This is a genomic window from Prevotella nigrescens, from assembly GCF_031191185.1.
Classification (GTDB): Bacteria; Bacteroidota; Bacteroidia; order Bacteroidales; family Bacteroidaceae; genus Prevotella; species Prevotella nigrescens.
In genome coordinates this window covers 2,037,981-2,064,945 of record NZ_CP133465.1, presented here as the reverse complement: position 1 = coordinate 2,064,945, position 26,965 = coordinate 2,037,981, and the positions used below count along the sequence as shown (strand labels likewise).

At 39.8% G+C, this 26,965-nt stretch carries 19 protein-coding genes; 18 read left to right on the top strand and 1 reads right to left on the bottom strand.

The genetic code is table 11. The annotated features are described in order from the left end of the window. Positions 1 to 100: 100 nt before the first annotated feature. The 18 genes from surE (at position 101) to RDV52_RS10910 (ending at position 26,189) form a co-directional block, all read left to right on the top strand. On the top strand, positions 101 to 874 hold the full coding sequence (gene surE, locus RDV52_RS10990; RefSeq protein WP_004365479.1) for a 5'/3'-nucleotidase SurE: 774 nt from the start codon (positions 101 to 103) through the stop codon (positions 872 to 874). Between the two features lie 51 nt (positions 875 to 925). Next, positions 926 to 2,065, top strand: coding sequence for a lipid-A-disaccharide synthase (gene lpxB, locus RDV52_RS10985; RefSeq protein WP_004365480.1), 1,140 nt, complete (start codon positions 926 to 928; stop codon positions 2,063 to 2,065). Between the two features lie 94 nt (positions 2,066 to 2,159). Beyond that, positions 2,160 to 2,645 (top strand): hypothetical protein, encoded by a 486-nt coding sequence (locus RDV52_RS10980; RefSeq protein WP_223381183.1) that lies wholly within the window; start codon positions 2,160 to 2,162, stop codon positions 2,643 to 2,645. Positions 2,646 to 3,345: 700 nt separating this feature from the next. Then, a complete protein-coding gene (clpP, locus tag RDV52_RS10975; protein ID WP_004363393.1) occupies positions 3,346 to 4,011 on the top strand; it encodes an ATP-dependent Clp endopeptidase proteolytic subunit ClpP in 666 nt (221 codons plus the stop codon). Positions 4,012 to 4,014: 3 nt separating this feature from the next. Continuing rightward, positions 4,015 to 5,247: an ATP-dependent Clp protease ATP-binding subunit ClpX gene (gene clpX / locus RDV52_RS10970; protein ID WP_004365484.1), complete on the top strand. Its 1,233-nt coding sequence runs from the start codon at positions 4,015 to 4,017 to the stop codon at positions 5,245 to 5,247. A 94-nt stretch (positions 5,248 to 5,341) separates the two neighbouring features. Beyond that, positions 5,342 to 7,525 (top strand): DNA helicase RecQ, encoded by a 2,184-nt coding sequence (gene recQ, locus RDV52_RS10965; protein WP_004365485.1) that lies wholly within the window; start codon positions 5,342 to 5,344, stop codon positions 7,523 to 7,525. 767 nt (positions 7,526 to 8,292) lie between these two features. Next, positions 8,293 to 11,097, top strand: a complete 2,805-nt coding sequence (locus RDV52_RS10960) for a TonB-dependent receptor (RefSeq protein ID WP_004365487.1) — start codon at positions 8,293 to 8,295, stop codon at positions 11,095 to 11,097. A gap of 128 nt (positions 11,098 to 11,225) precedes the next feature. Beyond that, complete coding sequence (gene guaB, locus RDV52_RS10955) at positions 11,226 to 12,710, top strand: IMP dehydrogenase (RefSeq protein ID WP_004365488.1); 1,485 nt, start codon at positions 11,226 to 11,228, stop codon at positions 12,708 to 12,710. A gap of 109 nt (positions 12,711 to 12,819) precedes the next feature. After that, positions 12,820 to 14,247: a foldase protein PrsA gene (locus RDV52_RS10950; protein ID WP_004365489.1), complete on the top strand. Its 1,428-nt coding sequence runs from the start codon at positions 12,820 to 12,822 to the stop codon at positions 14,245 to 14,247. Positions 14,248 to 14,262: 15 nt separating this feature from the next. Then, complete coding sequence (locus RDV52_RS10945) at positions 14,263 to 15,696, top strand: peptidylprolyl isomerase (protein ID WP_004365490.1); 1,434 nt, start codon at positions 14,263 to 14,265, stop codon at positions 15,694 to 15,696. Further along, on the top strand, positions 15,693 to 17,639 hold the full coding sequence (locus RDV52_RS10940) for an OstA-like protein (RefSeq protein WP_004365491.1): 1,947 nt from the start codon (positions 15,693 to 15,695) through the stop codon (positions 17,637 to 17,639). The genes RDV52_RS10945 and RDV52_RS10940 overlap by 4 nt, the downstream gene beginning before the upstream one ends. 17 nt (positions 17,640 to 17,656) lie before the next feature. After that, positions 17,657 to 17,929, top strand: coding sequence for a hypothetical protein (locus RDV52_RS11215; RefSeq protein WP_004364832.1), 273 nt, complete (start codon positions 17,657 to 17,659; stop codon positions 17,927 to 17,929). Between the two features lie 7 nt (positions 17,930 to 17,936). Then, positions 17,937 to 19,763 carry a DNA mismatch repair endonuclease MutL gene (gene mutL, locus RDV52_RS10935; RefSeq protein WP_004365492.1) on the top strand — a complete coding sequence of 609 codons (1,827 nt, stop codon included), beginning with the start codon at positions 17,937 to 17,939 and terminating at the stop codon, positions 19,761 to 19,763. Between the two features lie 285 nt (positions 19,764 to 20,048). Then, on the top strand, positions 20,049 to 21,242 hold the full coding sequence (locus RDV52_RS10930; protein ID WP_223381184.1) for an RHS repeat-associated core domain-containing protein: 1,194 nt from the start codon (positions 20,049 to 20,051) through the stop codon (positions 21,240 to 21,242). Between the two features lie 11 nt (positions 21,243 to 21,253). Further along, positions 21,254 to 21,901 carry a hypothetical protein gene (locus RDV52_RS10925; protein WP_004365497.1) on the top strand — a complete coding sequence of 216 codons (648 nt, stop codon included), beginning with the start codon at positions 21,254 to 21,256 and terminating at the stop codon, positions 21,899 to 21,901. An 83-nt stretch (positions 21,902 to 21,984) separates the two neighbouring features. After that, a complete protein-coding gene (locus RDV52_RS10920) occupies positions 21,985 to 23,115 on the top strand; it encodes an RHS repeat domain-containing protein (RefSeq protein ID WP_223381185.1) in 1,131 nt (376 codons plus the stop codon). A gap of 1,452 nt (positions 23,116 to 24,567) precedes the next feature. After that, positions 24,568 to 25,728 carry an OmpA family protein gene (locus RDV52_RS10915; RefSeq protein WP_081470699.1) on the top strand — a complete coding sequence of 387 codons (1,161 nt, stop codon included), beginning with the start codon at positions 24,568 to 24,570 and terminating at the stop codon, positions 25,726 to 25,728. Positions 25,729 to 25,946: 218 nt separating this feature from the next. Next, positions 25,947 to 26,189, top strand: a complete 243-nt coding sequence (locus tag RDV52_RS10910) for a hypothetical protein (RefSeq protein WP_147278305.1) — start codon at positions 25,947 to 25,949, stop codon at positions 26,187 to 26,189. Here RDV52_RS10910 and RDV52_RS10905 read toward each other — a convergent pair. After that, positions 26,145 to 26,753, bottom strand: coding sequence for an HU family DNA-binding protein (locus tag RDV52_RS10905; protein ID WP_004365503.1), 609 nt, complete (start codon positions 26,751 to 26,753; stop codon positions 26,145 to 26,147). The two genes, RDV52_RS10910 and RDV52_RS10905, sit on opposite strands and share 45 nt — an antisense overlap. Positions 26,754 to 26,965 lie beyond the last annotated feature (212 nt).

Below are 26,965 nucleotides of genomic sequence, written 5' to 3'. Positions count from 1 at the left end.
TCCTATACTTGTTTTGCCGACAAAGATACATATTTTAAGCGAGAAAGCTATATTTATAAACCTTTTTTCGTATTTTTGCAGGCAAAAGAAAATAAAATTTATGAATTGTAAACGACCGCTTATCCTCATCTCCAACGACGATGGATATAACGCTAATGGCATTAAAACATTGGTTTCATTTTTGTCCGACTTTGCCGATATTTTAGTTTGTGCTCCCGAGGGTCCTCGCTCGGGTTTTTCGTGCGCTTTCTCTGCAAACATTCCTCTACGGTTAAACCGCCGCTATAATATTCCTAATTGTGATGTATGGTCGTGTACAGGAACTCCTGTAGACTGTGTAAAGATTACTTTCGAACAGATTTTAACAGATGGACGGAGACCTGATTTAATTCTTGGAGGTATTAATCATGGCGACAATTCCTCGGTGAATACGCATTACAGCGGTACAATGGGCATTGCCAGAGAAGGCTGCTTAAAGTACATTCCTTCCATTGCTTTCTCGTCGTGCGACTATAATCCAGATGCCAATCTTGAACATCTCCGCAGCTATGTCGTAAAGATAGTAAAGGAAGTGTTGAGCGATGGTTTGCCCAAGGGTGTTTGCCTGAATGTGAACTTCCCTATCCGCAACAGCTTCAAGGGTATCAAAGTCTGTCGAATGGGGTACGGTAGCTGGATAAAAGAAACTCTTCGCTGCGAACACCCAAGGGGGTTTGACTATTATTGGATGCTGGGTGAATATCGCAACGATGAGCCTTCAGCAACCGATACTGACCGTTGGGCATTGGAAGAAGGTTATGTCTCGGTAACACCAACACGCATCGACATTACCGACTACGATGTGCTGGACAAACTGAAGGCGTGGGAACAGTAAGCCCAAATACAACTCTCTTTCATTAATAAATTAACAATAACCGTCTGAAGAATGAAGTATTATCTGATAGTTGGCGAAGCATCGGGCGATTTGCACGCATCGCGCTTGATGCAATCGCTTAGGAAATTTGACGAAGCGGCAGAGTTTCGCTTCTTCGGTGGCGATTTAATGCAAAACATTGGCGGCACATGTGTGCGCCATTACAAGAAACTTGCCTATATGGGATTTGTTCCTGTGCTGTTGCATTTGCCTGCTATCATGAAGAATATGAAGTTCTGTAAGGAGGACATAGTTAAGTGGCAGCCCGATGTCGTGATACTTGTAGATTATCCGGGCTTTAATCTGAAAATAGCAAAATTCGTTCACAAGAACACCAAAATACCTGTTTATTACTATATTTCACCCAAAATATGGGCGTGGAAAGAGTGGCGTATCCGCGCAATAAAGCGAGATGTGAAAGAGATGTTCTCTATTTTGCCATTTGAAATCGATTTCTTTGAGCGGAAGCACAACTACAAAATACACTACGTTGGCAACCCTACGGCAGAGGAAGTTGCAACGTTCAAGAGCCAGTACACAGAGACAAAGGAGGATTTTTGCAGTCGTAACGGCTTGCAGAACGACAAACCTATCATCGCCATCTTGGCAGGAAGCCGAAAGCAAGAGATAAAAGACAACCTGCCATCTATGCTCGAAGCTGCCTCACGCTTCGAAGATTACCAAATAGTAATAGCAGGTGCACCATCAATAGATAGTGCTTGTTACGAGCAATTTGTAAGCAAATATCATGCGAAAGCTATAAAAAACAATACATACGAGCTACTTTCGCACGCTACGACCGCACTTGTTACGAGCGGAACGGCTACTTTAGAGACAGCCTTATTTAATGTTCCGCAAGTGGTTTGCTATGAAACACCATTGCCAAGCCTTATCCGTTTTGCGTTCAGACACATAATAAAGGTGCGCTTTATATCGTTGGTAAATCTCATTGCCGATAGGGAAGTAGTGCAGGAACTATTTGCCGACCGATTTAAAATACGGAATATTGCCAACGAACTCTATCGTATTCTGCCTGGACAGCCTTACCGCGAAACCATGCTTGCCGAGTATGAACAGATGAAAGAAAAACTTGGCAACCACATTGCACCCGACAATGCTGCCAACCTGATGGTTTATTTGCTAAAAAGATAGTAAGAACATGGTTCGTATAGCACTTCTTTCTCTCGTATTATTGATAATTTCTTGTAGCTGTAGTGCAAGGAAAGCCATTGTTCCCACAGCCGTTATGTCGCTCCAGAAAGAAACATTCGCAGCTTTTTACAAGCGTATTCCAACCATAAAATTCCCATTCAAATACTCCTACGACTTTATTATAGACTTGCCAGAGACAATCATTCCGAGTGAAGAAGCAATGCCGTTAATCGCTACTTTCGTAGACAAAGAAACTGATTTGAGCAATTGCCACGTTGCCAAACTGCCTTCTGCCGACAATACCCACTTGCTTTTAATCTTTGCAAACAATCGAGTTGGCGAAGGACGGTTCTTTCTTTGTGCATTAGACAGTAAGTATAGACTGACAGACAAATTACTTATCTACACGGCAAAGAACATTCAATGGAAAGGGGGAATAGAAAATTGCTATATAGATTATACGATTACGGGCGACAAGAAAATTATCTTAAGGAAGGTGATTGCTATACCCGATAAGAATATACTTATCAAGAAAAGCAACTATCTCCTCTTAAATGGAAAGTTCAGGTCAGATAAATAACACTGGTGTATAGTTTCAAATTTCTAAGCAAACAAATACCTTGCTCCATTGCTCTATTATCTCTACATACATTATAACAAAGAAGAACAGAGTCCATAAAATTGTAAACATTTCTCAAGAAGCAATGCCTTATATAACCTATTATCTATCAATACATTACAAAATATGCATCTTCGCGGAACAAAAGAGTAGGTTTTGTACAGTAAAAGTGTATATTTCACATTACAAAACAGCCGATATTAAGAACGAAAACCTATGTCTTTGCAATACGAAAGAATGGGTTTTATAACACCTTGATAATAAAATGATTATATAATATCTGTGCTTATGAAAAATATTGACGGTTTTATTTCCTTTTCCTCGTTTATGATACACTGAATGCAAGCGAGGCAGAAGAGTGCCTAAGAAGATGCACCTGTCCGGATAAAGTAAAACCGTTTGCTTATTCATCACCAATTATCAACCACCCGAAATACGGTCTGCACGGTTCTGTTTCTAACAAAAGGGTGAAAAAACTATAATTGACAGAATTAAAAAAGTGTTTTTTTATTGAGTAATTATCATTTTTTTCTTATCTTTGTGTTAGAATACACAGGACGCCCGCTTTTGCAATGGCACGGTCTTTGTATTCAAGGCAATGGACAAAAGCAGGATATTCGCTTTTTGTTATTGTCTAATTAAAATAATATAAGGATATAAAATGAACGATTTTAGAAAGTATGCAACCCAACATCTGGGTATGAACGGCATGGTGTTAGACGAGGTTACAAGTATGCAGAACCAATATCTTAATCCATATATATTGGAAGAACGCCAGTTGAACGTAACACAGATGGACGTGTTCTCGCGTTTAATGATGGACCGTATCATCTTCCTCGGCACACAAATTGACGACTATACTGCCAACACACTGCAGGCACAGCTGCTCTATTTAGACTCGGTAGACCCTGGGAAAGATATTTCCATCTACATCAACTCGCCCGGCGGAAGCGTAACGGCAGGACTTGGCATCTACGATACCATGCAGTTTATCTCCAGCGACGTAGCTACCATCTGCACTGGCATGGCAGCTTCTATGGCAGCCGTATTGCTTGTAGCGGGTCAGGAGGGCAAGCGTTCGGCATTGCCGCATAGCCGCGTCATGATACACCAGCCACTTGGAGGTGTGCAAGGTCAGGCTTCGGACATCGAAATCGAGGCAAAAGAGATAATGAAGTTCAAGAAGGAACTCTACACCATTATCAGCAACCACTCTCACCAGACCTACGAAAAGGTATGGAACGACAGCGACCGCAACTATTGGATGACGGCTGAGGAAGCTAAGGATTATGGTATGATAGACCAAGTATTAATCAGAAAGAAGTAAACAATGCCTCAGAAGAAATGTAGTTTTTGCGGAAGGAGCGAGAACGAAGTACGGCTTCTCATCACAGGACTCACAGGTTACATCTGCGAAGACTGTGCGCAGCAAGCCAACAATATCGTTGTAGAATCAGGAGTATTGGGCAAACAAAGTTCAGACATAGCTGATATTGATATGAACAAAGTGCCCAAGCCAAAAGAAATAAAGGCTTATCTTGATGAGTATATCATCGGACAGGACGAAGCAAAACGCTATCTCGCCGTATCGGTTTACAACCATTACAAGCGATTGCAGCAGCCAAAGGACGACGACGGCATAGAAGTTGAGAAGAGCAACATCATTATGGTGGGCTCAACAGGTACGGGAAAAACCCTTTTGGCACGTACCATAGCCAAGCTGTTGAACGTTCCCTTCACCATTGTCGATGCTACCGTGTTCACCGAAGCAGGCTATGTGGGCGAAGATGTGGAGAGCATTCTCTCGCGCTTGCTGCAGGTAGCCGACTACAATGTGGCTGCTGCCGAACGGGGAATTGTATTCATCGACGAGATAGACAAGATAGCACGAAAGAGCGACAACCCAAGCATTACACGCGATGTAAGCGGCGAAGGTGTGCAGCAAGGACTGCTGAAGCTGCTCGAAGGCACGATGGTGAACGTTCCACCAAAGGGCGGACGCAAGCACCCGGACCAAGATTACATTCACGTAGATACGCGAAACATTCTCTTTATCTGCGGTGGCGCATTCGACGGCATAGAACGCAAGATAGCACAACGCCTCAATACGCACGTCGTAGGCTACAACTCAGTGCAGAATGTGGCGAAAATAGACAAGAAGGACTTAATGAAGTACGTGCTTCCGCAAGACTTACGCTCGTTCGGACTTATCCCCGAAATCATCGGACGTCTGCCTGTGCTTACCTATCTCAACCCATTAGACAAGGAAGCACTGCGCAAAATACTTGTCGAACCAAAGAACTCGATAGTCAAGCAATACATAAAACTCTTCAAAATGGACGGCATCAGCCTTACATTTACCGAAGAATCGCTCGACTATATCGTTGATAAGGCTGTGGAATACAAGTTGGGTGCACGTGGACTTCGCTCTATTGTCGAGGCAGTTATGATGGATACGATGTTTGAACTGCCTTCAAAGAAAGTGAAGAAGTACGAGGTAACCGCCCAATATGCACAACAACAATTGGACAAAGCGAAGCTCAACAAACTCGAAACAGCCTGAAACACATACGAACGTTGCACTCACTCCACTTCAATGGTGTGGGTGCGACGATAACAAACCTACCTTTCTATATAAGGGACACTAAACGATTAAAATGGCAAAAGAAGTCAATCTTACAGAAAAGCTAAAGCACTTTTTCGGCTTTGATAAGTTCAAGGGCGCACAAGAGGCTATTATCCGCAACGTATTAGCTGGCAACGACACTTTCGTGCTGATGCCTACGGGTGGCGGCAAGAGCCTTTGCTATCAATTGCCTTCACTCATAATGGAAGGCACGGCTATCGTTATTTCCCCTCTGATAGCATTGATGAAAAATCAAGTAGATGTCATTAATGGTATCAGCGAAGAAGATGGTGTGGCGCATTATCTAAACTCATCGTTGAAGAAAACAGAGATTGACAACGTTAAAGCCGACATTCAGAACGGCAAGACGAAGTTGCTTTATGTTGCACCGGAGTCGCTAAACAAAGAGGAAAGCATAGAATTCTTCAAGACAGTAAAGGTCAGTTTCTATGCGATAGACGAGGCGCACTGTATCTCGGAGTGGGGACACGACTTCCGACCGGAGTATAGGAAGATACGACAAGCTATAGACCAGATTGGCAAAGCACCGATAATAGCCCTCACTGCTACAGCTACCGACAAGGTACGCACAGATATCGTGAAGAGTTTGGGCATTGAAGACTGTGCCGAATTCAAGAGTTCGTTCAATCGTCCTAACCTTTACTACGAGGTACGGCCCAAGAAGAACGAGGAAGACACCAACCGTCAGATTATCAAATTCATCAAGCAAAATCTCGGAAAGAGCGGTATCATCTACTGCCTTTCACGCAAGAAGGTTGAGGAACTGGCTGCCGTGTTGCAAGCCAACGACATAAAGGCAGCACCATACCATGCCGGTCTCGACTCGGAAACGCGTTCGAAGACGCAAGACGACTTCCTGATGGAAAACATCGACGTCATTGTTGCAACCATTGCTTTCGGTATGGGCATCGACAAACCCGATGTCCGGTTCGTTATCCACTACGATATTCCAAAGAGTCTGGAAGGCTATTACCAGGAAACAGGGCGTGCGGGACGCGACGGAGAAGAAGGCAAATGTATTGTTTTCTACTCGAAAAACGACCTCAAGAAGCTCGAAAACTTTATGGAAGGCAAGCCCGTTGCTGAGCAAGACATAGGCAGACAGCTGCTGCAAGAGACCGAAACATACGCCGAATCGTCGGTTTGTCGCCGCAAACTGCTGCTCCACTACTTTGGCGAAGAATATACGAAAGACAATTGCGGTATGTGCGACAACTGTCTGCACCCGAAAGAGAAGATTGAAGCAAAGCAACCGCTATTGATTGTATTGCAAGCAGTGAAGGCTTTAGGCGGAAATTTCCGCCAAGAATATGTCATAGACTTTGTCAAGGGGCGTGGTACTGACGATATAAAAGACCATAAACACAATTTGCTCGAAGAATTTGGACTCGGTGAAAAGGAAAATCCGAAGATATGGAACCCCGTTATTCGGCAAGCCATGTTGGAAGGCTATTTAAAGAAAGATGTAGAAAACTATGGTCTACTGAAACTCACCGCAGCTGGAAAACAATTCTTGAAAGAACCGAAGTCGTTTATGATTGTAATGGACAAAGAGTTCAAAACCGATGAAATAGACGAAAGTATGGTAGGCGGAACAAGTGTTGCCGACCCCGAACTCTATGCTATGCTGAAAGACCTGCGCAAGCATTTGGCACGCAAGTTAGGCATTCCGGCTTACGTTATCTTCCAAGACCCATCGTTAGACCAAATGGCTATGATGTATCCCATTACGGAAGAGGAACTGCAAAACATACAAGGCGTGGGCGTGGGCAAGGCAAAACGTTACGGAAAGGAGTTCTGCGAACTCATAAAAAAATACTGCAAGGAAAAGAACATAGAGCGTCCCGAAGAACTGCGCGTGCGCACCGTGGCTAAGAAATCGATGCAGAAAGTGAAGATTATTCAAGATATTGATCGCAAATTGCCGTTAGACGACATTGCCGTTGCCGAAGGACTCAGCTTCGACGAACTGCTTTCAAAGATAGAAGAAATCGTGTATAGTGGCACAAAGCTCAACATAGACTACTTCTTGAGGGACATTTACGATGAAGACAAGATAGACGACATCTACGATTACTTTATGAACAGCCATACCGACAACATCGACGAGGCTCTCAAGGAACTCGACGATGACTATACCGAAGACGATATTCGGTTGATTCGCATAAAGTTTATATCCGAGATGGCAAACTAACAGGCACTCTCAACCGCTCTTCCAGTTTGGAAAGGGCGGTTTCTTTTTACCATTATCTTACTGCTTTAGCTGTAGGAATGCAGGGATTATGCAAGTATGAAATGGGAAGTTCGCAACCGTGTGTTTTGACATTTGGGAAATAATCTGATATTCTTGCGAAACAACAAAAACAGCGTTGAAAAGCCGAAAATCCTTTTCTGTTTTTCAAAAGCAGCGGTATTGAAAGATAAAACAATGGTTTTTGTCCGGTAAAAACCATTCTTTTGCATTGCAAAAGAGCCTGTTTGACAGACTAAGAGAATAGACTTTGTAAAGTGTTGGAATATAGACAGTTGCAGGAATACTATATTTTTAGAAATTGTTTACAATTTTGACACATAGTTGCAGCATTGTTATTAGATGTAGTTGTAAGACAAATAGAGGTAGAATTGTCGCACCCTTACATCTACAAACGGTGATTAGTAGTTGGCAATTGGTGGTTAGTAGGCGTCTGTTCATGGCTTCCTCAAATATTCAAATGTATTGACATTCGATGCAAACAAGACTGTTTTGAAGTTCAATACCTGTTGCCTTGGAATGTAAATAAGCGGTGCTTTGATTGTACGCCATTTGTCTTTTAAATCCCTTCTATTGTGTTATAAAAAATTAAAGTATAAGAAAGATGAAAAAAGGAAAGCAACAGTTGACAGAAAAGAACTAACTTTGCGAATATAACTAACCACATATATTGATGCCGAAATAAATTTAAAATAAAAATCTTCCAGCTTATGGTACTGAAACATACATTTTTTGCAACAATCTTGCTTGCGCTTTTATCTATCCCTGCCTCCATTCATGCCGAGGATTTAAAAGGACGTGTGCTCGATGCGAACACGAAAGAGCCAATAGAAAAAGCATCTGTAAAAATAGAAATTAAAAGTGGCAACAGCACCCAGATAATGGATATAACCTCCGATGCAGAAGGAAAATTCTCCTGTTCAAGCAGTTTTGAGGGGCGTATGACCATCAAAGCCAGCATGATAGGCTACGAAACAGCAACAAAACATTCGTATTCGTCAGGCTATTCCGGCACAGATACACTGGATTTAGGCGACTTTCTGCTGAAACCTACCGAGCTGATGCTCGACGATGTAGTGGTTACGGCAAAGGCACGCCGCTTTACAATGAGTGGCGACACCATCGTCTTCCACCCCGAAGCCTTCAAACTGAAAGAGGGCGCAAGGCTCGACGAGCTGATAAAGCGACTGCCCGGAGTAGTGGAAAAAGACGGCAAACTCTATTGGAACAACAAGCCTTTGCGCATGCTCATGAATGGTCGCGACATCTTTGGTGGCGGTAGCATTGTAGGAGAAATACCTGCCGAGGCTGTGAAAAACATAAAAACCTACAACAAGGCAAGCGAACTGGCACAGCAGTCGGGCAACGACGACGGTAAGGACGACAACGTTTTAGACATTAATATCAAGCCTGGTTTCATGGACAAATGGTACGGCGACATGACCGCAAGGCTGCAAACGCCCAAGAACTACCAAGCCTCCGTCCAGACAAACCTTCTGAGTGACAGGAATCCAACATTGGTCAGCATAGATGCCAACAACGTAGACTATTTCCAAAAGTTGGGGATAGACTGGTACAATAAGGGGAATTTCGATAACTTCGGAAAGGCACAGAACGCAGCAGCGGCATGGCAACACAACTGGAAACAGGGCACACACAAGTTCTCTAATAGGAACAATGTGTCGTTCAGCTCCAACTTTAACCATACCGACGGCTGGGGAACGGAATACAGAACCGACCAGACCATACCAACATTAGGCAACGCAAAGACGTGGGGACTAAGCAGGAACAAGCGGTACGAACACAAAATACAGCCAACGATAATGGCAGACCTTTTCACTTTCGCTGATTCGGTAAACTATATAACGGCTGACTTAGAATTCGAATATACGTTTCAGAGAAAGAACGAAGAGGCAAGCAGCGCACGTTTCAACAGCAATCCCGAAGCGTTTGGAGACTTTCCGCTCGACCCTGCCCTGATGGCAAAGCATGGCGATGACATATACAGCCACCTCATTAATCGCAAGCGAACCTACGCACAGAGCACGAACGAAGCTCTAAATACCACGTTGAACGCAAAGTGGGGGCATCTTTTGGGAAAGAAGGGGCAATTTTCTTTTGGTACAACTGCCAATTACAGCAATGGTAACAACCGCACGAATACGAACCAGCAGATAGACTATGTGGAGCAAGGAGTGCAGTCGCCGCTATATCAATACAGCCGCCTACCTTTCCACAACTTAGACTTCAAGGCGTATACAGAACTGCAATATTACATTAAAAATAACTTGCTTTTAACTGGGGGTTATACTTTTGATAAACTGAACAAATCGGTTCGGCAAGATTTCTACAGCACCGATGTGCAGTCGAAGTTGGACAACAACCGTGACGAAGTAAAAGACGCAGCCAACAGTTTCGACAGCCACAGAAGCACGGCAACCCATACGGCGCAGGCAGGACTGACCTACAAGTTGGACAAATGGCAGTTTCTTCCGAACGTAAAGGTAGACTGGCTACACGAACACTTAGACTACCAGCGGGGCAGATTGGACACGGCATCAACCCGAAACAGCGTGCTGATAAACCCAAACATGGAGATAAAGTGGAAGATTGGCAAGCGCAGCAACTTCGATTTTACGTTCAACTACACTACAAGCTTGCCAGATCTGCTTTCGACCCTTGCCTATCGCGATGACACAGACCCTCTTTGGATTAAGGAAGGCAACCCATTGTTGCACCGAAGCCACAAGCATAGCAGCATGGTAACGTACAGACAGACCTTGCCAAGAGTACAGTCTATGATGTTGCTGAAAGCTGGCTACACCCACAACATCAATCCAATAGCAAGCGTTTTCTACTATAATCCAGCTACAGGTGTCTACCGCACACATGACGAAAACGTACGGGGTGGCGATGAATGGCTCTTCAGTGCTGTGTTGGACAAGGGCATTGGCGACAACTTCCACCTATTTACCAAGGCTGAAACCTATTTCACAACATCGTATGGCTACCTTGCAGCACTCAATGAAACCGTGGAAAAGCAGCAGAACAAGCTGAAACAGCTTACACTGAACCTATCTCCAGAACTTAGTTACGAGCACGATTGGCTTGTACTAAACCTCTTTGGCTCAATGAATTTGCGCCGGAACAGATATTCGTTGGCATCTGAATACAACAACACATTCGGCAATTATAATTTCGGACTAAAGGGTTTGGCAAAGCTGAAGCAGTGGGAATTCTCTACGAAATTCGAAGACCGGTTACGCTCCGGCTATCTAAGTCCGGAAATAAACAGGCATCGTCTCGTGTGGAACGCAAATGCGAAGTGGCTCTTCTGGAAAGGTAAAGGTGTGCTGGGTATAGATCTTGACGATATTCTGAACCAGGCAGTGTGGAACAGTTCTACCATTACACCAACACAGCGCACCGAACAATGGGAGGAAGCGATGCACCACTTCGCACGCATATCCTTCACTTACAAGTTCGATGCAAAGAGCAAAAAACAAAGAAGATAGACATTAAGGCGTTGGGACAAACCAATGCGTTAAATACCTTTAATGCACGGTAGAAAAACCATATAAATGGCAGCTGGTATGAATTATAATTAGTAAATTTGCACGCAATAAATTTTCTAATATACACTATGTCTTCATTTGTTGCAGATAAAATCGTAATGGACGGACTGACTTACGATGACGTCCTTTTAATACCAGCTTATTCAGAGGTACTACCCAAGGGGGTGGAGTTGAAAACCAAGTTCTCACGTAACATCGAACTGAACATTCCTTTCGTAACGGCGGCGATGGACACCGTAACCGAAAGTGCTATGGCAATAGCTATTGCGCGCGAAGGAGGAATCGGTGTGATACATAAGAACATGACGATAGAAGAACAAGCCCGGCAAGTTGCTATCGTAAAGCGTGCTGAGAATGGAATGATTTACGACCCAGTAACCATTCGTCGGGGACGTACTGTAAGAGAAGCGTTGGCTATGATGGCTGAATATCATATTGGTGGTATTCCTGTTGTTGATGAAGAAAACCATTTAGTGGGTATTGTTACTAACCGCGACTTACGCTTCGAACGTCACTTTGACAAGACCATCGACGAGGTGATGACAAGTGAAAACCTTGTAACGACACATCAGCAAACCGACCTTACGGCGGCTGCACAAATATTGCAAGAGAACAAAATAGAGAAGCTGCCGGTTGTCGATAAAGACAACCATTTGGTGGGCTTGATTACATATAAGGACATTACAAAGGCAAAGGACAAACCTATGGCGTGCAAGGACGAGAAAGGACGCTTGCGCGTTGCAGCTGGCGTGGGCGTTACAGTCGATACGATGGAGCGCGCTTCGGCATTGGTAGAAGCTGGTGTTGATGCTATTGTTATTGATACGGCACACGGACATTCGCAAGGTGTAATTGGCAAATTGCGCGATGTGAAGACGGCTTTCCCTAATCTTGATGTTGTAGTAGGCAACATTGCAACGGGCGAAGCTGCAAAATTCCTTGTTGAAAATGGTGCTGATGCCGTGAAAGTGGGTATCGGTCCTGGTTCAATCTGTACCACTCGAGTGGTTGCTGGTGTCGGTGTACCACAGCTTAGTGCTATCTACGATGTTTATTCAGCATTGAAAGATACCAGTGTTCCACTGATTGCTGACGGCGGTTTGCGTTATTCAGGCGACGTGGTAAAGGCATTGGCAGCAGGTGGCAGCAGCGTAATGATTGGTTCGTTGGTAGCAGGAACTGAAGAATCGCCGGGCGATACCATTATCTTCAACGGACGTAAGTTTAAGAGTTACCGTGGTATGGGTTCATTGGAGGCTATGGAACAGAAGAACGGTTCGCGCGACCGCTACTTCCAAGGCGACATCAGCGACAACAAGAAGCTTGTTCCGGAAGGCATTGCGGGTCGTGTACCATACAAGGGAACTGTACAAGAAGTGATTTATCAGCTTGTAGGCGGTTTGCGTTCGGGTATGGGCTACTGTGGTGCACCTTCGATTGAGAAGCTTCACAATGCGCGTTTCACACGCATTACCAACGCTGGGGTGATGGAAAGCCACCCACACGACATTGCCATAACAAGCGAAGCACCAAACTATTCACGTCCCGAATAATAAATATCTGTCGAGTTCGTTACTACAAAAAGATATGTATTGCTTCAATGTACAATCTAAAAAAGATAAGCTATAATAATATAAATTAGAGAATGAATATCATTTTAAAATGAGAATAATAATTTCTTTAGCTACTATGCTGCTCAGCAGTGTAATGGCTTTTGCACAACAAAATGATCCTGTAATTATGACGATAAATGGCAATCCCATTCATCGTTCAGAGTTTGAGTATTCATATAATAAGAATAATACCGATGGAGTAATAGATAAAAAGTCTATAAACGAATATGTAGACTTGTTTGTCAATTATAAATTGAAGGTTCAAGCTGCCTTAGATGCAAAACTTGATACACTTAGTTCCTTTAAGCAAGAATTTATGACTTACCGTGATCAGCAGGTACGTCCTACAATGATTACCGATGCCGACGTAGAAGCTGAGGCACAGAAAATCTATAAGGAAACAAGAGATAGAATAGAAAGTAATGGTGGTTTAGTTCGTTGTGCTCATATCTTGCTTTCGCTTAACCAAAAGGCAACAGAGAAAGAGCAGGCAGCTATTGCCAACAGAGCCGACTCTATATATAATGTATTGAAGAAAGGTGGTAACTTTGCTGAATTGGCAAAGAAATATTCTAACGACCCTGGTTCAGCTGCACGCGGTGGCGAATTACCTTTAATAACAAAAGGTCAGACTGTACAAGCTTTTGAAAACGCTCTTTTCTCTATGAAACCTGGAGAAATTAGTCATCCAATATTATCTCCGTTCGGATACCATATCATTAAATATATCAAGAAAGAGGACTTCCAACCGTACGATTCTCTAAAGGCTGACATTCACCAATTCATAGAAGCACGTAACTTGCGTGAGCAAATTATCGATCAGAAACTTGGTAGAATGGCTGCAGAAGCAGGAAATGGAATTACGCCGGAGCAGCTTGTGGAAAAGAAACTTGCAGAAATGGAAGCGAAAGATGAGAACCTTAAAAACCTTGTGAAAGAATATCACGATGGTCTTCTGCTTATCGAAATGAGCACACGCACAGTTTGGGACAAGGCTGCATCAGATGAAGCGGGGCTACAAGCATTCTTTAATAAGCATAGAAAAAACTATGCATGGAAAGAGCCTCGCTTTAAAGGCATAGCCTATCATGTACAAAAGGCTGCCGATGTAAAAGCCGTTAAAGATTGTGTTGCTAAAATCCCATTCAAAACATGGGGCGATAAGCTACGAACAACGTTCAATAATGATAGTACTATTCGTATTCGTGTAGAGAAAGGAATATTTAAGAAAGGCGACAATGCATTAGTGGATAGAGATATTTTTAAGGAAAAAGTAGAAGTAAAACCAATGAAAGATTATCCTATTGATGCTGTTTATGGTAAAAAACTAAAAGCGCCAGAAGATTTAGACGATGTTCGTAGTCTTGTAATTTCCGATTATCAAGAAGAACTCGAGAAAGAGTGGGTAAAAAGTCTTCGTCAGAAATATTCTGTAGTAATAGATCCTGAAGTTTTAGCCACAGTTAATAAGCATTAATTAGAATAGAAGCTTATGAATTTAAAGAAATATTGTGTTATATTTGTTCTTGTTGGAACTGTCATTACGATGATGGGAGTTCCAGCAAGAACGCTTTCTATATCTCAATCTCCTTTTAAAAACGACTCAACGGATATTGGAAAAGAAAACCCAGAAAGCGTTGTAGATGAAGTTTTGTGGGTTGTAGGCGACGAGCCAATTCTTAAGTCTGATCTTGAGATTATGCGTTTGCAAAGCGAAACAGAAGGTAAAAAATGGAAGAAAAATCCTAATTGCGAAATCTTGGAACAGATTGCTGTACAAAAACTTTTCTTGCATCAAGCAGCATTGGACAGTATTTCTGTTACAGAAGCAGAAGTAATGCAAAGTGTCGAACAACAAATTAATGCGTGGATATCTTTTCCTCAAATAGGTTCGAAAGAGAAATTAGAAGAATATCAACATAAAAGCATTGCACAAATACGACAGGACTTGCACGATGATTTTAAGAATCGTTTGTTAGTAGAGAGAATGCAGGAGAAATTAGTTGGAGATGTAAAGGTCTCTCCAGCTGAAGTTCGTGAGTTTTTTAAGAAACTACCAACAGATAGTATCCCGATGATTCCTGCAAATGTGGAAGTGCAAATCTTAACGCAGACTCCAAAAATTGAACCTGAAGAAATAGCAAGAATAAAAGACCAACTTCGCAATTATACAGAAAGAGTTACGAAAGGAGAAACTTCTTTCGAAACACTTGCACGTCTATATTCTGAAGATACAGAATCGGCACGTAGAGGTGGAGAATTGGGCTATATGGGACGTGGAATGTTAGATCCTACATTTGCATCTGCCGCTTTCAATCTGACGGATCCTAAAAAAATATCTAAAGTTGTAGAAAGCGATTTTGGGTATCACATTATACAATTAATAGATAGACGTGGCGATAAAATAAACTGTCGGCACATTTTGTTAAGACCGAAGGTTTCTGAAAAGGCTTTGAATGGAGCAATACATCGATTAGATTCTATTCGTAATGATATTAAAGCAGGAAAATTTACTTTCGACGATGCGACATCGTTCCTATCTGACGATAAAGATACAAAAAATAATCATGGACTTATGATTAATGTTAGAGGCGCAACCCGTACATCGCACTTTGCAATGAAAGATTTACCTTCTGAGATTGCGCATATTGTAGATACTATGAAAGTTGGAGAGATATCATCTCCTTTTAAAATGGTAGATGCAAAAGGACAAGAGGTTTGTGCTATTATAAAGTTGAGGAGTAGAATAGACGAACATCGTGCAACAATTACAGAAGATTTACAACCAATGAAGAATATTGTTATTGCAAAGAAACGTCAAGAAGTTATTCGTAAATGGATTGAGAAAAAAGTAAAGGAAACTTATGTAAAGATGGCTCCAGAATATCGGGATTGCGATTTCGAATACGAAGGTTGGGTTAGATGATTATAGATAATAATAGTAAACATACGAAATATTTCAACAGGCATAGGATCTTCATTTATATGATTCTATGCCTATTTGGACTAAGTTCATCGCTTTCTGTTTCTGCACAAAAAGATAAACAAAAACAAAAGGCAAAGATATATATTGACCACGCCGACATTTTGCGACATAATCAAATGGAAATGCCAAATGTCCAAGTTGTGAAAGGTAATGTAAAATTCAGACATAAAGATATGACCTTGCTGTGCGACAGTGCTTATATTAACGACCAGCAAAATACATTTCAAGCATTTGGGCATGTTAACTTCAGGCGTAAAGATGGAACACATTTAACTTGTCAGCGAGCTTTTTACGATGGTTTTCAACAAACATTAAGAGCACGTGGAAAAGTTGTTGTGCGCCAACCATTCAAATCTTTAAAATGCGATAGTTTAGATTATAACATGGCATCGAATGTTGCAAATTATTTTGGTGGACGTGGAATATTAACTTATGGTGGAAATGTGATTGCAGCTGATCAAGGCGATTACAATACAGAAACACACGATGCTAATTTCTATGGTAATGTTGTAATTCGTACACCAAAATACAATATTAATACGCCAACTGCACACGGAAATACTGAAACGGGAATAATGAATGTTGTTGGAAAATCGGTAATTAGAACCAAACGGGGCGAAATTGTTCATACAGAAAACGGAACATATAATAGTAAAACCGATAATATGCAATTGAATGGCTTCTCTACTATTAAATCTCCACAACGCGATATTGAAGGAAACGAAATAACCTATAATAGTATTACTGGCGATGCAACAGGGCATGGTAACGTAAAGATAAACGATAAAGTAAACAAACGTACTATGATGGGCGAAGACATTGCTTATAATGGTAAGAGTGGACACACAGAAGGACATGGGAAAGTTAAAATTATAGACCATAAAGAAAAACGTACAATTACTGGTGAAGATGTTATTTATAATGCAAACACGGGACATAGTGAGGGGCATGGCAATGTTAAAATAGTAGATGAACTTAAACAGCGTACCATAACTGGCGATAATCTCTTATATAATAGTAAGACTCATGTTGGAGAAGGTAAAGGAAATGTAGATTATATTGACTATAAAAGTAAGCACGCTTTTAAAGGAGATTATATTCATTATACCGATACCGCAGCTATTGCATACGGTGGAAAACCAGGTCCGGTAGCTAAAGACTTTTCAAAAGGTAACGACACTTTGTTTGTACATGCCGATACCATCACTATGAAAGCTTTTAATTTTAATACGCCACAAGTGTATCGTAAAATTTTTGGTATTGATAATGTACGTGCTTATCGTACAGATGTTCAGGCTGTGTGTGGCTTATTCATAGCTAACACTAAAGATTCTTGCTTGGTTATGTATCAAGAACCTATTGTTTGGAGCGACAATAGGCAACTTCTCGGCGATTCTATCAAAGTTTTTATGAACGATTCCACCATTCGTGAAGCACATATTTTTGGTAACGCATTATCGATAGAAGAACTTAAAGATAAGGAACATTATAATCAGGTAGCCTCTAAAACAATGCATGCACAGTTCTTAGATGGAAAAATGAGAACTGCACAAGCTGTCAGCAATGTTGCCACCGTTTATTATCCTATAGAAGAAAAGGATAGTTCTATTATAGGCTTAAATTATTTGGAAACCGACACTATGCGTATTTATATGTCGCCACAACAACAGTTAGAAAAAATTTGGACAAACAAATTTACTTCTACCTTATATCCTATTACGCAAATACCTCCCGACAAAGTATTTCTCCCTAATTTTCATTGGTACGAATCGGTACGACCCAAAGATAAATTCGATATATTCAGGAAAGTGGCACGAAAAGACGATTCTGATGTTCGTCCTTCCGAAGTAGCAGCTCCTCCACGCCAAAAGTTTAGCAACTAATTGTAGATTTCTAACTTATGATATTCTTTAATTTACCAAAACCACGACGATTCCATCATGAATATATCTATTTTGATGAAAGAAAGGAACGTCTAAAAAAATTGGAAGAGAAATTAAAGGGAAAAAAGGAGGGGGAGTTAGAGGTAGATGCGAACGATAAAGAACATTGCTTCGACTTTCATAGCTGCCGAAATACAAGTAGAAGGACAAACAATTATCTTCTATCATTCATTGGGAGTATTATCTTTATAGCAATTTTAGCAGTTCTACTGATTATCTATCTTAAATAAAAAGAGAATGAGTGATATTATACAGCTTTTACCAGACAGTGTCGCAAATCAAATTGCTGCAGGAGAAGTAATACAACGTCCAGCTTCAGTAGTAAAAGAGTTGATAGAGAATGCTGTTGATGCAGGAGCAAAAACTATAAATGTTGTAGTTATAGATGCTGGGCGCACTTTAATACAAGTTATCGATGATGGAAAGGGAATGTCTGAAACAGATGCTCGTCTTTCTTTTGAACGCCATGCCACTTCTAAAATACGAAAAGCCGACGATTTATTTGCTTTATCAACAATGGGCTTTCGTGGCGAGGCTTTAGCATCTATTGCTGCTGTTGCTCGTGTAGAATTAAAGACACGTCAAGAAAAAGATGAGATAGGAACTTCACTAATTATTTCTGGAAGCAAATTTGAAAATCAAGAACTTTGTTCCTGTCCTGTAGGAAGCAATTTTAAGATAGAAAATCTCTTTTATAATGTTCCTGCACGACGAAAGTTTCTGAAATCGAATACCACAGAACTGAATAATATTATTTCGGCATTCGAACGTATTGTTCTTGTTTATCCTAACATTTCTTTCACTTTACATTCTAATGGAGTTGAAGTTTTTTCGCTCAAAGCATGCAATCTACGCCAACGCATAGTAGATGTTTTTGGTAAGCGCATAAATCAAAACCTACTTTCTATAGATGTCGAAACTACTTTGTGTCGTATTTATGGCTTTGTGGGTAAACCTGAATCGGCAAAGAAACGTGGCGCTTTGCAATATTTCTTTGTGAACAATCGCTACATGAAACACCCCTATTTTAATAAGGCAGTAGTAAATGCCTACGAACGGCTGATACCATTTGGCGAACAAGTTCCTTATTTTCTTTATTTCGAAGTACCTGCCGAAAATATAGATGTAAACATTCACCCTACGAAAACAGAAATTAAGTTTGAAAACGAACAAGCTATTTGGCAAATTCTAATGGCGTCTGTAAAAGAAGCTGTAGGAAAATTCAACGATATTCCATCTATAGATTTCGATACCGAAGGAAAACCAGACATTCCTGTCTTTAATCCTTCTGCAAACATTAATGCTCCATCTGTAGGTTTCAACCCCAGTTACAATCCTTTTAAAGAGACTAAGAAAAACAATTCTTCTACAACTCAATGGGAAGAACTTTACAAAGGTCTAAATGTAGGCTCTGAAGAAATGTCATCTGCATTAAGTTCTACCGATGAACAAACTTTATTTAAACCAGACAAATTTGATAATACACATATTGAAGACGAACGTTCGCCTATACATTATCAATATAAAGGGTGTTACATCATAACTACAGTAAAATCGGGACTAATGATAATAGACCAATACCGTGCACATGTGCGTATTTTGTACGAACAATATCTGAAACAGTTGGAAGAACATACTGCGCACACACAAAAATTGCTGTTCCCTGAAATTGTAGACCTGCCATCGAGCAACGAAGTTATGTTGCAAAATATACTTCTCGAAATGGAAACTATGGGTTTCGAACTAAGCAATATGGGCAGCGGAAGCTATGCTATAAATGGTATTCCCACAGGAATAGAAGGACTAAATGTACCTATGCTTGTGAACGAAATGGTTACTTCTACTCTCGAAGGAGAAAGTTCTGTGAAACAAGATATTGATAAAAAATTAGCATTAAGTCTTGCACAAAATGCAGCTATTCCACACGGACAGGTATTAAGCAACGAAGAAATGGAGAATATTGTAAACCAGTTGTTTGTATGCACCAATGTTAATTATACACCGAACGGAAAACCCATTCTAACAATTTTAAAACAAGCTGATATCGAAAAAATGTTTCAATAAACCGAACACATATTTTTCGTAGCATAGTGGTTGCTTTTCACAAACACATACTCCGATTTTTCTTACTTTTATCGAACAATAAGCCATAAGAGCAGAAAAGTATTTTTTTCTATTCTCTAAAACACCCATTAAAACCATTTTTTATTCTCTTTGTTGGTTATGTTTTTTTAATATTATACCTTTGTAACATTAAAATCATTTTAACAAACAATAGTTATATGCAAAAAACTTTTTGTTATACGCTAATGGAATATGTGCGCAGTATAATTTGATGGAAATGATTATTTGCTCAATGGTGCATTACTTTTAAAAAATGGACGAATTGACAAATATTTATTTCATGGAGGCTATGCACAAGCATACTATTTTGGTAATATTGGGCATAGAATAAAGGAAGGATTAGGAACAGCAGATAGAAATGTTACAACAAATATGAATATGAAAGATGACATGCATAGCACATTAAATAACATTAGCACTTTCGAACCCTATTTTTACAATCAAGACCATTTAGGAAATAATAGAGAAGTTGTTGATAATTTAGGACGTATCATACAAGTTACTAATTATTATCCCTATGGTTCTCCTTTTTGCGATTCTCTTAGCAGTCTGAATGCCACATTACAACCTTACAAATATAATGGAAAAGAATTTGATAGAATGCATGGTTTAAATACTTACGATTATGGGGCACGGCAATATAGTCCAGCTCTTCCTTCGTGGGATAGAATAGATCCTTTGGCAGAGGAACATTATAGCGTTAGTCCTTATGCTTATTGTAATAATAATCCGATAAGATTTATTGATCCAGATGGTAGGCAGATAGTTGGAGTAACCAAGAAAGATGCACAGAATTTTAGAGATGATGTCTACAAAGTTTTAGCAGATGATAAATATTCGGGAGTAAGGGAATTGATAACCATTAAAGGAAATAAGTTTAATAAAATAGATGGCGATGCCTTAACAAAAGTGTTGGACGGTGTAACTCTTAGCATTGATGAGAGAACGTATATTGATATGGTTACAAATACCATTAACTCAAAAGACGTTCATAAGGTAGAGTATGTGAACATTTCAGGTGATGTGTCCTTAGAGGGAGGAAATGCGATTAATGACCACTTTAAGAATAACAATCTTCCATCTCCGTTAACGCCTGACGGAACATTGAAGGCTGCAACATTATCACTTTTGGGAGGAGAAGGATTTAATACCCCCACTAAAAAAGGTTCTCATTCCGTAATTATATCAGGGGTTTCTGGAAGCAATACAGAAAGAGCAGTTACATCCGGGCACGAAGTGTTTGGGCATGGTATTCCATCTGCAAGACGGGAAAGTGATGTCAATAATAATACCAATGCCATCAGGACTGACAATTTAATTAGACGAATATTAGGGTTACCACAACGAGATGGCAGTGACCACGCAGGTGGATTTAATGGAGGAATTGTTGACCCACAGAAATTACCACGTACCCAATAAAGTATTACAAGATGAAAGCAGCGTATTCCATAATTTTAATGCTATGTTTTTCGCTTGTGTGTAAAGCACAGGAAGATAGAGGGAACATAGCCGACTCAATGGCAATGGTCAGCAGGACTAAAGCAGATAAAGTATTGCAGCATTTTGATACAGTTATAGCTCCCAAGCTTTTATATTCTTTGGACAATAAATATTTTTATGTCATTATTAAAAGTAATCCTTGTTATCAGGAATATTATGTAGCCTTAGACAGCTTAGGTCGAATAGATAAAATGCGTCCTGTAAAAGCAGAAACAAAAACCAGGAAACAGAGGAAGCAACAGGAGCAATACCGGCAGTTACTATCAGAGGCAGAACCCATATTTGATTTAAGCAAGTACCACACGGGTTTTATAACGAAAATGCCTGATACTAAATATACGAGTGGAAGATATTCTTATTTTGTTCTAAAGGATATTGATGGTAAAAGATATGGCGAGTACCGATTGTCAGCAGTTACATCTCCTTTACCAATTAATGCAAGTCTTTGGGCCTATTTAATTAGACGATTATCAGATGAAGCATACAAAGATAATAAACCTACAATTAGTAGGCAAGGAACAGCACAGGTAATGCTAATCGGGAGTTATCCCAATAACTACCTGATTCTTAAAGAATGAGCATTAAGATTCAAAATATGATGTCATACACTCTAAAATATGACGTCTCAATCTGACGGAAATGACGTCTAATTCTGATAAATATGACGTCTCATCTTTTAAAAAATGGACGAATTGACAAATATTTATTTCATGGAGGCTATGCACAAGCATACTATTTTGGTAATATTGGGCATAGAATAAAGGAAGGATTAGGAACAGCAGATAGAAATGTTACAACAAATATGAATATGAAAGATGACATGCATAGCACATTAAATAACATTAGCACTTTCGAACCCTATTTTTACAATCAAGACCATTTAGGAAATAATAGAGAAGTTGTTGATAATTTAGGACGTATCATACAAGTTACTAATTATTATCCCTTTGGTTCTTCTTTTTGCGATTCTCTTAGCTGTCTGAAGGCCTCATTACAACCTTACAAATATAATGGAAAAGAATTTGATAGAATGCATGGTTTAAATACTTACGATTATGGGGCACGGCAATATAGTCCAGTTCTTCCTTCGTGGGATAGAATAGATCCTTTGGCAGAGGAATATTATAGCGTTAGTCCTTATGCTTATGGTGGCAATAATCCTGTAAACCGAGTAGATTTTTATGGAATGTTCCCAACAAAGTTGGCTGCATGGAACTATGCACAAAGAAATAACGTTCGTTTTAAAAATGTACATTATGCATATGATAAGAAAGAATGGTATGTTTCGTTTGGAGAAGATGGCAAAGGATATAAATCAGGTGGAACATTAGAGAGACGTTTTTCTGAAAGATTAGTAGAAACAAAGGAATGGAGCTCTATTAGTAATTTTAATTCAGAGCTTGGTACAGGTGCTTCACTGATAGAATTTAATTTTGGAAAAGCATTAAAAAGAAGTACAGCTTATATTTTTTATGATAACACAGGACGATATCTGAGTTCTATAAAACCATCGGTAAAGTTCAATAATATTTCTTTTGAATTTAATCCTAAAGTTATTAGTCGTATTGCAAAAACTGCAAATAGAGTGAGTATAGCTTCTGGGTTTATTTCAGCTTTTATGACTTTAAAAGAAATTAGAGCAAAGAAGAAAAACTTTATAGGCGAGGGCGGTTTAGACTTGATAATGACAGGTGCTGGTTATATTCCTCCTTATGGTTGGGTTGTGTCAGGTGCATATTTCTTAGGAAAATATGGCTTGGAAGAATTTGATATGGATTTTTGGAACAAATGATAGACTTTTATTTTATGATACACTACGTAGTGTATCGGTTTTATAGAAAGCGAAGCACTTACGATAGAGACACTTGCTTATTCTATGCCTGTAGCTTGAACATACTTCTTTCAGGATCATTAATGATTCTGGGCGAATGGTTATTAGACATATTACTTGGATATCAATCAATTATTAATAAGCCTTTTATTTGGTCTTATGCAATTATTTCTCTTATATTTGAGTATCTTGTATTCTTTCGGAAAGACAGATACCTTAAAATCTTTACCGAGTATGAGAAGCAAATAGATACTCCTGTAATGAAGCGAAAGATGAAAAATGCCAAGATATTTAACTATAGTATTTTTATTTTAGACGTTATTCTGCTGTTTATACTTGATTATCTTAATCATCATGGCGGATAGCATTATGTTTAAATATAATATAACGTGATTTCGTTGAATTCACGTTATATTATTGCCTTCTTTTACTATACTGTGCGTAGATATTTCTTAGGAAGATATGGAATGGAAGAATTTGATATGGATTTTTGGAACAAATGATAGACTTTTATTTTATGATACACTACGTAGTGTATCGGTTTTATAGAAAGCGAAGTACTGAAGACCGGGACATTTGCTTACTCTATGCATGTTGCTTGAACTTAACTTTCTTCAGTGGATTAATATTGGGGGTTGCACACTTCCTTTGTAAATTACTTGAGATTCAAAATATTATCAATAAGTCTTTCGTGTATTTTTATGTAATTATTTCTCTTTTATTTGAGTATCTTGTATTTTTTCGGAAAGACAGATACCTTAAAATCTTTACCGAGTATGAGAAGCAAATAGATACTCCTGCCATGAAGCGAAAGATGAAAAATGCCAAGATATTTAACTATAGTATTTTCATAGTAGACGTTATTATGCTTTTAATAGCCGATTATCTTAATCATCATGGCGGATAGCATTATGTTTAAGTATTGTGTATGAAGTGTGGATAAATTAAAACAGTTCAAAGACAATAAGACTTTGAATAATTGGTGAGTTCAACTTTTGTTACTCTCACCATTTTCGGAGTTTTTCTATGGATACAATCTTCATGGTTGTTCCTCTATTCCGAGTTTTTCCTTACTTCCAACCATACCAGAAAAAGTTGTTATTAAAACCCGGCAAAAATTTAATTATAGTTTTTTATTCTGTAATTACAAATTATTTTTTTGTAATTACAAAACTTTTCTCCCTTTATACTTTTGAGACAACGAGTATACAACTGTTTTTCTATATCAAGTTAAAAAGCTATATTCGCTAAAAATATTTCATAAAACAGCATTTTTCTCTGTTTTAATGTTGTTTATTAAAAAATTATGTTTAATTTTGCACTTGATTTGAGATATACAACTTACTAATTACAAAAAATAAGCATTGAATTGATAGTATAATGAACAAAGATATTTATAATAAAATAAAGATTATGAGAAAAATTTTAATGGTATTGGCATTTGCTGGCTTATCAATGGTCAGCTTTGCTCAAGAGGAAGTGCCTACAAAGAAGTATAGTGTTGCCACTAATTCTTTTTGGAGCAACTGGTTTGTTCAGGCAGGTATAGATTGGAATGCGTGGTATTCTGGTCAGGAGCACGGTGCAGATTTAAAAGCAAGTCCATTTAAGGATTTCCGTGCAAATCCAGGTGTAGCGGTAGCTATCGGTAAATGGTTTACTCCTGGTCTCGGTCTTCGTGTTAAAGTACAAGGTATTTGGGGTAAGCGTGTAGGTAACACAAATATTCATACCTCAGCTGTAGACAATGGTAACAAATATTGGATTGCCCAAGGTCAGGCGATGTTCAATCTTACCAATATGTTCTTAGGTTACAGTGAAAATCGTCTTGTAGACATTATTCCTTTTGTAGGTGCTGGTGTTGGTCGTACAATGAGTCACAACTTATATGCAACAGGTCTTAGTGCAGGTCTTCAAGCTTCTTTCCGTTTAAGCAAACTATTGCGTGTATATGGTGAGGCTGGTTGGAACCGTTATGAAGGTGACATTGACGGATTTGATCAATATTATGGCAACCGTGGTTGGGATTCACACGATAACAACCTCTATGTAGAATTAGGTCTACAAATTAATCTTGGCAAATCTGGTTGGGAGAAGACCCCAGATATTGATGCTCTCAATGCACAACATCAGGCAGCTCTCGATGCTTTGAACTCACGTCTTCGTGATGCTGAAGCCGAAAACGCCCGTCTTCGTGAAGCACTTGCAAACCAAAAACCTGTTGAAACCATAAGTGAATCTGTAAAGGAATTGATTTCTACTCCTATCTCTGTATTCTTTGACCTCAACAAGATAAATATTGCCTCTCAGAAAGACCTCGTAAATGTACGTGCTCTTGCTAAGTACGCTGTTAGCAACAACAGTAATCTTCTCGTTACTGGTTATGCTGATAGTGCAACAGGTACTCCAAAGCGCAACCAGTGGTTGTCTGAACAACGTGCTAAGACTTTAGCAGATGAACTTGTTAATATGGGTATCGACTCTAACAAGATTACTCAAGTTGGTAAGGGTGGTGTAGAAACATTGACACCAATCTCTTTCAACCGTCGTGCAACTGTTCAGGTTACAGACTAATAAAGAGTTTTATAAGACTTAAAATACAAAGCGGTCGTGTCTATTTGGCACGACCTCTTTTTGTTTAAGACAAATAAAAATACCTTCGTAGGTTTTTTGTCTTTTAATCAAGCAGGATTCTTCTTGAAAGAACACAGCTCTTTATTCCCATTCAGGTATCATCAAAGAGCTGAAACCAATAAGGAGATAAAACAAAAAACATAACTAATTCGAAGAATATGAAAGAGAAACTATCCAATGGTTGCATCAGTATTGCTATCACTGTAACTCCTTTCGCGATGCTGGAACCATCAGTATGTTCAAGAGAAACGAATATATCAAGGGTAGCATCTGTGTACTTGGAACTTTACTACGAGCAACACACACCCATTATAGGGGGCATCATTTATCACGTTCCTGACACCTACGAGCCGCCATTACCCTTGGCTTTCTCCTCGCACATACGCCTTGCGGTAGCGTGAACCGACATCGCGGAGTTTGCCTTCCGCTTCCAGTCGGGCAGCAATACGGTAGGCATTGGCAGAGGAAAGGTTGAGGTAATCGCGTAGGTCGGCAACCGTGATGAAAGGTTTAGCGGAGAATAAATCGTCGAGAGCCTTGTCTGTGAGTTCTGCCGTTGGCACGGAAGAGGTGCCGTGCCGATAAGTAACGTTTTCAAACTTGGTGTGCTGAAGGGTGTCCAACATTTCAATGTCGGGGCGGAACCTCACCGTGCGAACCTCGGCGTTCCGCAGCCGATGGCGGTGCGTGCGCGGGTCTTCGTACACGTTGCCCTTCACGGCGAGCGAGAAGTAGCCAATTCCAGGCAGGTGTACGCCGTTGCCAGACATCAGTTGGTCGGCAATCTCGTCTTTTAAAGCAGCAATCGTTCCGATAACGTCAGCTCGTGTAAGTGTGGTTGCTTCTTGTATATTCTGTCCTATACGCTCCAGTCCCACCATTTGGTTCTCTACGGTTACAGCCCTGTATTCAGCCTTTTCCGCCGACTTGCTGTGATTCTTTATAAGTTTGTAATTTACACTCATATATCGTTCTATTTAATTCTTTCTTGCTTCCTTTTCTGTTTAGATACGTATAACGTCATATTTAGATACCTACAAAATCATAATTATATACGCATTCCGTTAAATTATCTAAGCTTTTAGAAATACTTATCAAAGCTTAGATAAATTATTATCACAGTTCTGATAAAAACTTCTCAGAGCTTTGATAATTCTATTTTCTGCGTACAAAGATA

Bases quoted from the DNA above. Each gene is read 5' to 3' on its own strand.
- surE (WP_004365479.1), top strand. From the start codon at position 101: ATGAATTGTAAACGACCGCTTATCCTCATCTCCAACGACGATGGATAT.
- lpxB (WP_004365480.1), top strand. From the start codon at position 926: ATGAAGTATTATCTGATAGTTGGCGAAGCATCGGGCGATTTGCACGCA.
- RDV52_RS10980 (WP_223381183.1), top strand. From the start codon at position 2,160: ATGTCGCTCCAGAAAGAAACATTCGCAGCTTTTTACAAGCGTATTCCA.
- clpP (WP_004363393.1), top strand. From the start codon at position 3,346: ATGAACGATTTTAGAAAGTATGCAACCCAACATCTGGGTATGAACGGC.
- clpX (WP_004365484.1), top strand. From the start codon at position 4,015: ATGCCTCAGAAGAAATGTAGTTTTTGCGGAAGGAGCGAGAACGAAGTA.
- recQ (WP_004365485.1), top strand. From the start codon at position 5,342: ATGGCAAAAGAAGTCAATCTTACAGAAAAGCTAAAGCACTTTTTCGGC.
- RDV52_RS10960 (WP_004365487.1), top strand. From the start codon at position 8,293: ATGGTACTGAAACATACATTTTTTGCAACAATCTTGCTTGCGCTTTTA.
- guaB (WP_004365488.1), top strand. From the start codon at position 11,226: ATGTCTTCATTTGTTGCAGATAAAATCGTAATGGACGGACTGACTTAC.
- RDV52_RS10950 (WP_004365489.1), top strand. From the start codon at position 12,820: ATGAGAATAATAATTTCTTTAGCTACTATGCTGCTCAGCAGTGTAATG.
- RDV52_RS10945 (WP_004365490.1), top strand. From the start codon at position 14,263: ATGAATTTAAAGAAATATTGTGTTATATTTGTTCTTGTTGGAACTGTC.
- RDV52_RS10940 (WP_004365491.1), top strand. From the start codon at position 15,693: ATGATTATAGATAATAATAGTAAACATACGAAATATTTCAACAGGCAT.
- RDV52_RS11215 (WP_004364832.1), top strand. From the start codon at position 17,657: ATGATATTCTTTAATTTACCAAAACCACGACGATTCCATCATGAATAT.
- mutL (WP_004365492.1), top strand. From the start codon at position 17,937: ATGAGTGATATTATACAGCTTTTACCAGACAGTGTCGCAAATCAAATT.
- RDV52_RS10925 (WP_004365497.1), top strand. From the start codon at position 21,254: ATGAAAGCAGCGTATTCCATAATTTTAATGCTATGTTTTTCGCTTGTG.
- RDV52_RS10920 (WP_223381185.1), top strand. From the start codon at position 21,985: ATGACGTCTCATCTTTTAAAAAATGGACGAATTGACAAATATTTATTT.
- RDV52_RS10915 (WP_081470699.1), top strand. From the start codon at position 24,568: ATGAGAAAAATTTTAATGGTATTGGCATTTGCTGGCTTATCAATGGTC.
- RDV52_RS10910 (WP_147278305.1), top strand. From the start codon at position 25,947: ATGAAAGAGAAACTATCCAATGGTTGCATCAGTATTGCTATCACTGTA.
- RDV52_RS10905 (WP_004365503.1), bottom strand. From the start codon at position 26,753: ATGAGTGTAAATTACAAACTTATAAAGAATCACAGCAAGTCGGCGGAA.